At 75.1% G+C, this 7,314-nt stretch carries 6 protein-coding genes; 2 read left to right on the top strand and 4 right to left on the bottom strand.

What is annotated here, in order from left to right:
* The coding region (locus tag ACOV8S_RS04925) for a DUF6153 family protein (RefSeq protein WP_448316291.1) at positions 1-329 on the bottom strand (329 nt) is incomplete at its 3' end.
* Positions 330-522: 193 nt separating this feature from the next.
* A complete protein-coding gene (locus ACOV8S_RS04930; protein WP_448316292.1) occupies positions 523-1,392 on the bottom strand; it encodes a polysaccharide pyruvyl transferase family protein in 870 nt (289 codons plus the stop codon).
* Between the two features lie 219 nt (positions 1,393-1,611).
* Here ACOV8S_RS04930 and ACOV8S_RS04935 point away from each other — a divergent pair, with 219 nt between their 5' ends.
* The gene (locus ACOV8S_RS04935; RefSeq protein ID WP_448316293.1) at positions 1,612-2,670 is read left to right on the top strand and encodes a DUF2382 domain-containing protein; all 1,059 of its coding nucleotides are present in this window, start codon (positions 1,612-1,614) and stop codon (positions 2,668-2,670) included.
* A gap of 224 nt (positions 2,671-2,894) precedes the next feature.
* Here the strand turns inward: ACOV8S_RS04935 and ACOV8S_RS04940 are convergent, their stop codons facing one another.
* On the bottom strand, positions 2,895-3,341 hold the full coding sequence (locus ACOV8S_RS04940; protein ID WP_448316294.1) for an anthrone oxygenase family protein: 447 nt from the start codon (positions 3,339-3,341) through the stop codon (positions 2,895-2,897).
* A 99-nt stretch (positions 3,342-3,440) separates the two neighbouring features.
* Here ACOV8S_RS04940 and ACOV8S_RS04945 point away from each other — a divergent pair, with 99 nt between their 5' ends.
* Entirely contained in the window at positions 3,441-4,019 is a 579-nt protein-coding gene (locus tag ACOV8S_RS04945; RefSeq protein WP_448316295.1) for a TetR/AcrR family transcriptional regulator, read from the top strand.
* 109 nt (positions 4,020-4,128) lie between these two features.
* Here the strand turns inward: ACOV8S_RS04945 and ACOV8S_RS04950 are convergent, their stop codons facing one another.
* On the bottom strand, positions 4,129-7,071 hold the full coding sequence (locus ACOV8S_RS04950; protein WP_448316296.1) for a helix-turn-helix transcriptional regulator: 2,943 nt from the start codon (positions 7,069-7,071) through the stop codon (positions 4,129-4,131).
* Positions 7,072-7,314: the final 243 nt, after the last annotated feature.

The following is a 7,314-nucleotide window of genomic DNA, read 5'->3' on the forward strand; positions in this document are numbered from 1 at the left end:
GCCGAGAGGGCGGCCGGGACGCCGGTGAGCGGGGGAGGGGTGTACGGGGACGCAGGCCCGGCCGCGGCACAGGTGTCGTCCGCGTGGCTCAGATGGCCGGATCCCGCTCCGTGACCCTGGTGGGGTCCGGCGTCGACGGTGTGCGCGGGGGAGTGGGCGGCCCGCTCGCCGTGGACCGTCCCCATGCCGTGCGATCCGGGGTGCGGCCGGTCGAACCCGCCGCCGGGGGCGAGGGCGTGCATGCCGAACAGCCCGGCCAGGACCGCGAGCACCAGCAGGGCGAACAGCCGCCCCGCGGGGCGGCGGTGCGGTCCGAGGCCGGTGATCACCCGCCCATCGTACGACCCGAGTCCCGCGGGCCCCACGCGCTCCCGGTGAACGCCGGCCCGGTGCTCCGGGTGCGGGTGCGGGTGCGGGGCGCGGAGGAGGAGCTGCCCTGCGTTCCGGGGTTTCGGCGAGGGCGGCTTCCCCGCCGGTCCCGTGGCGCCGGCCGGCGCCACGCGTCGCGCCGCCCCGCGGGTGTCAGGCCTCGTGGTGGAGGGCCGCGAGCAGGGTGTCGGCGGGGTCGCGGGCGGTGGAGCCCGCGATGCCGGCCGCGGCGGTGCGGCCCTCGGGGGAGAGGCACCAGTGGAGCCAGCGGTCCAGGGCGGCGGCGCAGACGTGCTCGCCCGGCACCACCGCCGGCCACCCCCACACCTGCCCCTGCGCGGTGACCTTCGCGCCGCTGGCCACGGGGTCCACCGCGAGCACCGGGACGCCCGACCGGAGTCCCAGCACCAGGCCGTGCAGCCGGTCGGTGACCACCAGGTCCAGCCTCCGCAGCAGCGACTCCAGCTGGCCCGGCGTCGCGGACAGGCGCCAGTCATGGGAGTCGAGCCGGGTCTCCAGGTCCAGCCGCGCGCAGTCCACGCCCGCGAGCCAGCCGGTGACCGTCTCGGCCACCGCCTCGTGCAGCCGCCGGCCGCCGTACTCGTGCTGGCCGTGGGTGAGGATCACCCCGACCACCGGCACCGGGTCCGGGAGCGGGGCCCGGGCCGCGAGGTCGGGCGCCGCCCCGCCGGAGGCGTCCCGCGCCAGCACCCGGTGGAAGCCCTGCACCGCGGGCGAGGAGGGGTCGATCACCGACACCCCCACCGCCACCCGCACGCACCCCGCGTACCGCTCGTGCAGCTGCTCGATCTGCAGTCCGTGCAGCGGTCCGCACACGAAGACCAGGTGGGAGTAGTCCCGCGGGTCGGCCCGGTCCAGGGAGAGCTCCCCGGGCCGGAAACCGGGGCTCCAGGCCACGTCGTACGGCAGGTCCGCGCTGTCCAGCACCTCCCGCACCCGGTCAAGGGCCAGCACGTCCCCGGCGGTGGCCTCCCCGTGCAGGAAGCTGAACCACCCGGTCACCAATATCCGTCGCGGTCGCCCCGCCTCCGGCAGGAGCGGGTGCGCGCCGTCATCGCTCGTACGCACAGTGCGAAGCGGGTGCCCCTTCCGTCCCGCGTCAAGCGTCGAAGGACTGCCGTTTACCGCGATTTCCGACGACTTCGCGACCGAAAGGCCGTTTCATGCCTTTCGTCCGTGTCTACCCGTTGGGCGAGCCGAGTGTGGAAGGAGGGTGATGAAATGATCACCCGAGACCAGATCCCCGCTGTCCTGGACCATCCGGTGTACGACGGCACGGGCACGAAGATCGGCGAGGCCAAGCACGTCTTCCTCGACGACGCGACCGGCCGTCCGGAGTGGGTGAGCGTCAAGACCGGCCTCTTCGGAAGCAGTGAGACGTTCGTGCCGATCCGTGACGCCTCGCTGGTGGAGGACCACCTCGAGGTGCCGTACACCAAGGACAAGGTCAAGGACGCCCCCGACGTCGTGGTCGACAGCGGCGGTCATCTCTCCCGCGAGGAGGAGCACCGCCTGTACGAGTACTACGGCGTCAAGTGGGACCAGCCCTGGGAGCAGTCCACGGGTCAGGACAAGGACGCGACGTCCGGTCGTGGCGGCATGGACAAGGGGACGGCCGGCGCGGCCGGTGCGGCCGGGGGTGTGGCCGGAGGCATCGCCGGCAAGGCGTCCGCACGCGGCCGCAAGGGCGAGGGCGTCGGCGAGTCCGGCCGGGCCTACGCGCAGGGCACCGCGGCCGAGGGCCGGGGCATCGGCGCCGAGGGGCGCACCCCCGGTGCCGAGTCCCGTTCGCGCGCCGGCGCCGGCGCCGACCTGGGCAAGGAGACGGCGGAGAACGCGATGACGCGCTCCGAGGAGCGCATGCACGTGAGGGTCGAGCGTCAGGAGAGCGGCCGCGCCAGGCTGCACAAGTACGTCGACACCGAAGAGGTGCAGCAGAGCGTCCCGCTGCGGTACGAGGAGGTCCGCGTCGTCCGCGAGCCGATCACCGAGGCCAACCGTTCCTCGGCGCTCTCCGGAGAGCCGCTGAAGGAGGCGGAGTTCGAGGTGACGCTCCACGCCGAGCGGCCCGTGATCGAGACCGAGGTGGTCCCGGTCGAGCGGGTCAAGCTCACCACCGAGGAGCGGGTCCAGAACCGTACCGTCACCGGCCGCGTCCGCAAGGAGCGGATCGAGTCGGAGGGCATGGAGGCCACCGGCACGGATGCCGCGTCGGGCGTCGACACGAGCGGCATCAGCGGCGAGGGCGGCCGCGGCAAGCACCGGAAGGGGGGAAGGTGACAGCCCTTCCACGCGTGGATGGGGGGCGCTGCGGGGCGCTCGTGGTCGTCCGCAACGCCCCCCGGTCTGCGGCCCGTTGGGGACAAGGTCAGCCTATGAGCATGCCCGCCCGGCGCACATGAGGGACTGCCCTGCGGGGCGGGCCGAGGGTTTCCCCTCCCTCGGCCCGCCCCGTCCGTGCTGTCCGCGTGCTGTTCGCGCGCCGGCCGTGTGCCGGCGCCGGGTCAGGCGAGGGCGGTGACCAGCAGGGCGAAGGCGCCGACGATGACGGCGACGCGCACGAGGTGCAGGCGGTCCCAGCGCCGCACCTGCTGCTTCCAGTCGGCGGGCCGGTCGCCGACCGTCCACGTCTTGCTCCGGTTGTTGATCGGCACGAGCAGCAGGACCGACATCAGCACGCTGACGAGCAGCAGTCCACCCCCGGCGGCGACGAGTCCGGCGCCGTCCGCACCGCGTCCGACGGCCCACCAGACCACGACCAGGACCAGCGAGGAGATGTACCAGAACGGCATCACGGCGCCCAGCAGCCGGCCCCCGTGGCTGCGGCCGCGCTGGGTGCTGTCGTCGGGGAGGGCGTCGAGGATCGGGTTGACGAAGACAGCGACGCAGAACTCCACCCCCACCATCACGCCGACGATCACGGTGGTGACGATCTCGAGTGCGTTGAACATGGGGATTCCTCCGGGATGTCCGTATCTAGCGTTGCTAGCCGATGAGGCAACGCTAGCGCTGCTATCGCTCGATTGTCTAGCAGTGCTAGAATCTGTTGCATGTCAGTCCAGGAACGCAAGGAGCGCGAGCGGGCGGCCCGCGAGCGCCTGATCGTGGCCACGGCCCGCGCGCTCGCCGAGCAACAGGGCTGGGAGGCGGTCACCACCCGCCGGCTGGCCGAGCGCATCGAGTACAGCCAGCCCGTTCTCTACAGCCACTTCCGCGGCAAACGGGAGATCATCGGCGCCGTCGCCCTGACGGGCGCGACCGAGATGGCCGGTCTGCTGCGGGCCGCGGCCCGCTCCGCGGACGACCCGCGCGCCCGGGTCACCGCCCTCGCGCGCGCGTACCTCGGCTTCGCCGAGAGCAACCCGGCGGTCTACGACGCGATGTTCCAGCTCGACGGCGGCCTGGCGTTCGCCGAGGAGGACACCCCCGAGCCCCTGAAGGACGGCTTCGCCGCCCTGCTGGAGACCCTCGGCGAGGTCGCGGGGGAGGGTGTGCACCCGGGGCTGTTCACCGAGGTGTTCTGGGCGTCCCTGCACGGGCTGGCGACCCTCACCCGTGCGGGACGGCTGCCGCCTCCGGAGAGCGGCCGCAGGATCGAGCTGCTGGTGGACCGGCTCGCCGTACTGTGATCCGGCGGTCCGGCGGTCCGGCGGTCCGGCGTTCCGGCGTTCCGGCGTTCCGGCACGCACGCGGACGTGGGCCGTGTCGCCGGGCTCGGGGCCTGGTGGTGAGGGGGCGTCAGCCGCCGGCCGGGTGGTTGGCGGTCAGGCGGACGATGTCGATGCGCGAGCGGATGCCGAGTTTGCGGTAGACCCGCGTGAGCGTCGCCTCCACCGTCTTCACGCTGACGTACAGCCGCCCCGCGATCTCCCGGTTGGTGGCCCCCTCCATGACCAGCCCGGCGACCTGACGCTCCATGGCGGCGAGCCCTTCCAGCAGCGCGACCCCGCCGCCCGCCGTCACGGCCGGACCACCGGCGGCGCCCTGGAGCGCGGCCGGGGTCCCCGCGTGGACGGCGGACGGCCCGCCGCCCGGGCCCGCCGCGGCGCCCACGGCGGCGGACGCGGCGGTGTCCGCGGCCGCCATGGCCTCCACCCGCCGCAGCCACGGCAGCGCCCGGCACCGGCGGAACAGCCGTCCCGCCTCCTCGCGCGGGCCCGCCCCGTCGCGCCCGGTGCGGGAGCGCAGGTCGGCCAGGACCAGCAGCGTGCGGCCCTCCGAGAGCCGCCGACCCAGCGCGGAGAGCCGTTCGCGTGAGCGCGTCAGCAGGAACTCCGCCCCCTCCGTGTCGCCCTCCGCGATCCGCACCAGCGCCTCGGCGCGGTCCGTCACCGCGAGCACGCCCTCCCGGTGCAGCCGGACCGCTCGGGCGCGGGTCTCCTCCACCAGCCGCCGTGCCTCCTGCGGCCGCCCGGTCCGCACCAGGGCCTCCGCGAGGTCGCCGTGCCAGCGGCCGTCGGCCGGGTCGTCGATGCCGACCCCCGCCTCGAAGACGCGCACCCGGCTCAGGACCTCCACCGCCCCGGCCGCGTCGCCCCTGAGCAGCCGGACGTGACCCAGCGCGGCGAGGGCGTGCGCCAGGAAGATCTGGTCGCCGTCCCGTTCCGCCGTGCGCACCGCCTCCTCGGCCAGTTCCGCGGCGCTCGCCGGGTCGCCGCCGGACGCCTCCGCGTGGGCCGCCAGCGCGCCGGCCGCCGCCTCGCCGATCCCGGTGTCGCGGGCCAGCCGCAGCGATTCCCGGGCGAGGTCGACCGCCCGTCCGCAGTGCCCCGAGGCCAGCTCCGTCTCGGCGAGCAGCCGCAGGTACTGCACCTCCGCCTCGACCATGCCGCGCCGCCGGGCGCCCCGCAGCAACGCCGTGACGGTGGACCGGGCCTCGTCCAGCCGGTCGCTCATCATCATCCAGCGGCAGTGCACCGCTCCCGCGCCGTTGTGGTCGTAGGCCAGCGCGTCCTCCTGCGGCGGCTCCAGCGCCCGCAGGATGGTGGCGGGGGCGTCCGGGTGGCCGCGCAGCACCTCCATGTGGGCCTGGAACGCCAGCGAGAGCAGCTCGGTGTTGCGGTCCGCGCCCGCCGCGGCGAGCCGGGCGGCGAGCGCCGCCTCCTGACGGGCCCGGCCGCTGTCGCCCTCCACCAGCAGCGCCTGCCAGGCCAGCCGGTGGTGGACCAGGCCGAGCAGACGCGGATCGTCCCCCGCGTCGGCGAGGGCCTGCGGGAAGACGGCGTCGACCTCGGCCAGTGCCTGCCCCGCCGCGTCGATCACCACCATCCAGGCCCGCACCCGCTCGGCGGGCTCGGTGGCCCGGCCGAGCACGTCCTGGGCGATGTCGCGGGCCAGATCGGTCTCGCCGGCGGTCAGCGCGTCCTCGGCGGCGCGCAGCCGGTACGCGTCGGGGGAGTGGCCCGCGTCCAGGGGGGTGTGCCGTGCGGCCAGCAGTCCCAGCGAGGCGGCCACCGACGGGGCGCCCCGGTCGCGGGCGAGACCGGCCGCCTCGGAGAGCCGCGCGGCGACCTCCGGGTCCGCCCCCGCCGTGGCCAGGGCCAGGTGCCGGGCCCGGTCGATGGGGTCGACGGCCACCCGTGACAACGCCGCGTGGACGGCCCGCCGCTCGGGCCCGTCGGCCGCCGCGTACAGCGCGGAGGGCACCAGCGGGTGGGTGAAGCGGACGGTGTGGTTCTCCGGATCGGCGACCAGCACCCCCAGCGCGCAGGCACGGGCGACGTCCGCCTCGGCGTCCGTCCGGCCGGCGGCGTGCAACAACGCCAGGGTCGGGCGCGCCCCGGCGGCGGCCACCAGCAGCGTCCGGCGGGTCTCGGCGGGCAGCCGCTCCAGCCGCCCCAGCAGCAGGGCGCGCAGGGACGTCGGCACCGGCAGCGGCTCGCCCGGCCGGGGCGGCGTGGGGCTCTCGGCCAGCGCGCGGCCGAGCTCCAGGGCGAACATCGGGTTGCCGGCACTGGCCGCGCCGATGGCCCGCACCGTCGAACGCGGCAGCGACCGGTGGCCGCGGCGGGCCAGCAGGGCGGAGATCTGCCCGCGGTCCAGCGGCGCGACCCGCAGCGCCTCGGAGTCGTGCGGCAGCGCGCGCAGGCAGTCGTTCACGTCCGGCCCGCCGGGCGTCCCGGTGCGCAGCGCGCAGAGCATCCGCACCCGGGTGCCGTTGATCCGGCGGGCCGCGAAGCCGAGCAGTTCGCTGCTGGCGCGGTCCAGCCACTGCAGGTCGTCGGCGACCACCAGTACCGGCCCGTCGGCGGCCAGTGCGCGGAAGGCGGCCAGGACCGCCAGGCGCAGGGCCAGCCCGTGGTGGCCGTCCGGCCGCAGCACCGCCTCGCCGTGGCCGGTGAGCGCGGCCTCCAGCGCCGAACGCTGGGTGTCGGGCAGGCGGTCGGCGACCCGGTCGAGGACCGGGCCGAGGAGGTCCGCGATGGCCAGGAAGGGGAGGTGGGATTCCGACTCGGTGGCCGAACAGCGCAGGACCGTCCGCGACTTTCCGGCATATTCGGCGGTCAGTGCCCGCAGTGCCGTCGATTTGCCGATGCCGGCCGGTCCGTGGAGCAGAACGCCACCGCCTTGGGCGAGTCTTCGCCGGGCCGCGGCGAAGAGCTCCTCCTGTCCGATGACCTGCTCGTTCGTCCGGTCGGAGCGGTGGTCGGCGAGATCCTGGACGTCGTATGGCACGGTCACCGCTCCCCTCGAATGTCGTGTTCTGGTCAATAGTAAGCAACGTGCGGCACTAATCGGGCGGGAGGTATCCGGGCGTTCTGCGCAAACTCCGGTCGTCCGGCCGGAGCGTAATTGAAAATGGGGAAAAGGAAAGGGCGGAGTCCGGTCAAATACCGGCCCGGCGGCGGGAGTCGCCGCACGGCGGCACGACCCCGCGGCGCGGGGCCGGGCGCCTCCGGGGGCGGCGTTCGCGCAGGGTGGCGG

The sequence above is a fragment of the Streptomyces sp. CO7 genome (assembly GCF_053474865.1).

Excerpts from the sequence above, each read along its gene's own strand:
- ACOV8S_RS04935 (WP_448316293.1), top strand. The coding sequence starts at position 1,612 with ATGATCACCCGAGACCAGATCCCCGCTGTCCTGGACCATCCGGTGTAC.
- ACOV8S_RS04940 (WP_448316294.1), bottom strand. The coding sequence starts at position 3,341 with ATGTTCAACGCACTCGAGATCGTCACCACCGTGATCGTCGGCGTGATG.
- ACOV8S_RS04945 (WP_448316295.1), top strand. The coding sequence starts at position 3,441 with ATGTCAGTCCAGGAACGCAAGGAGCGCGAGCGGGCGGCCCGCGAGCGC.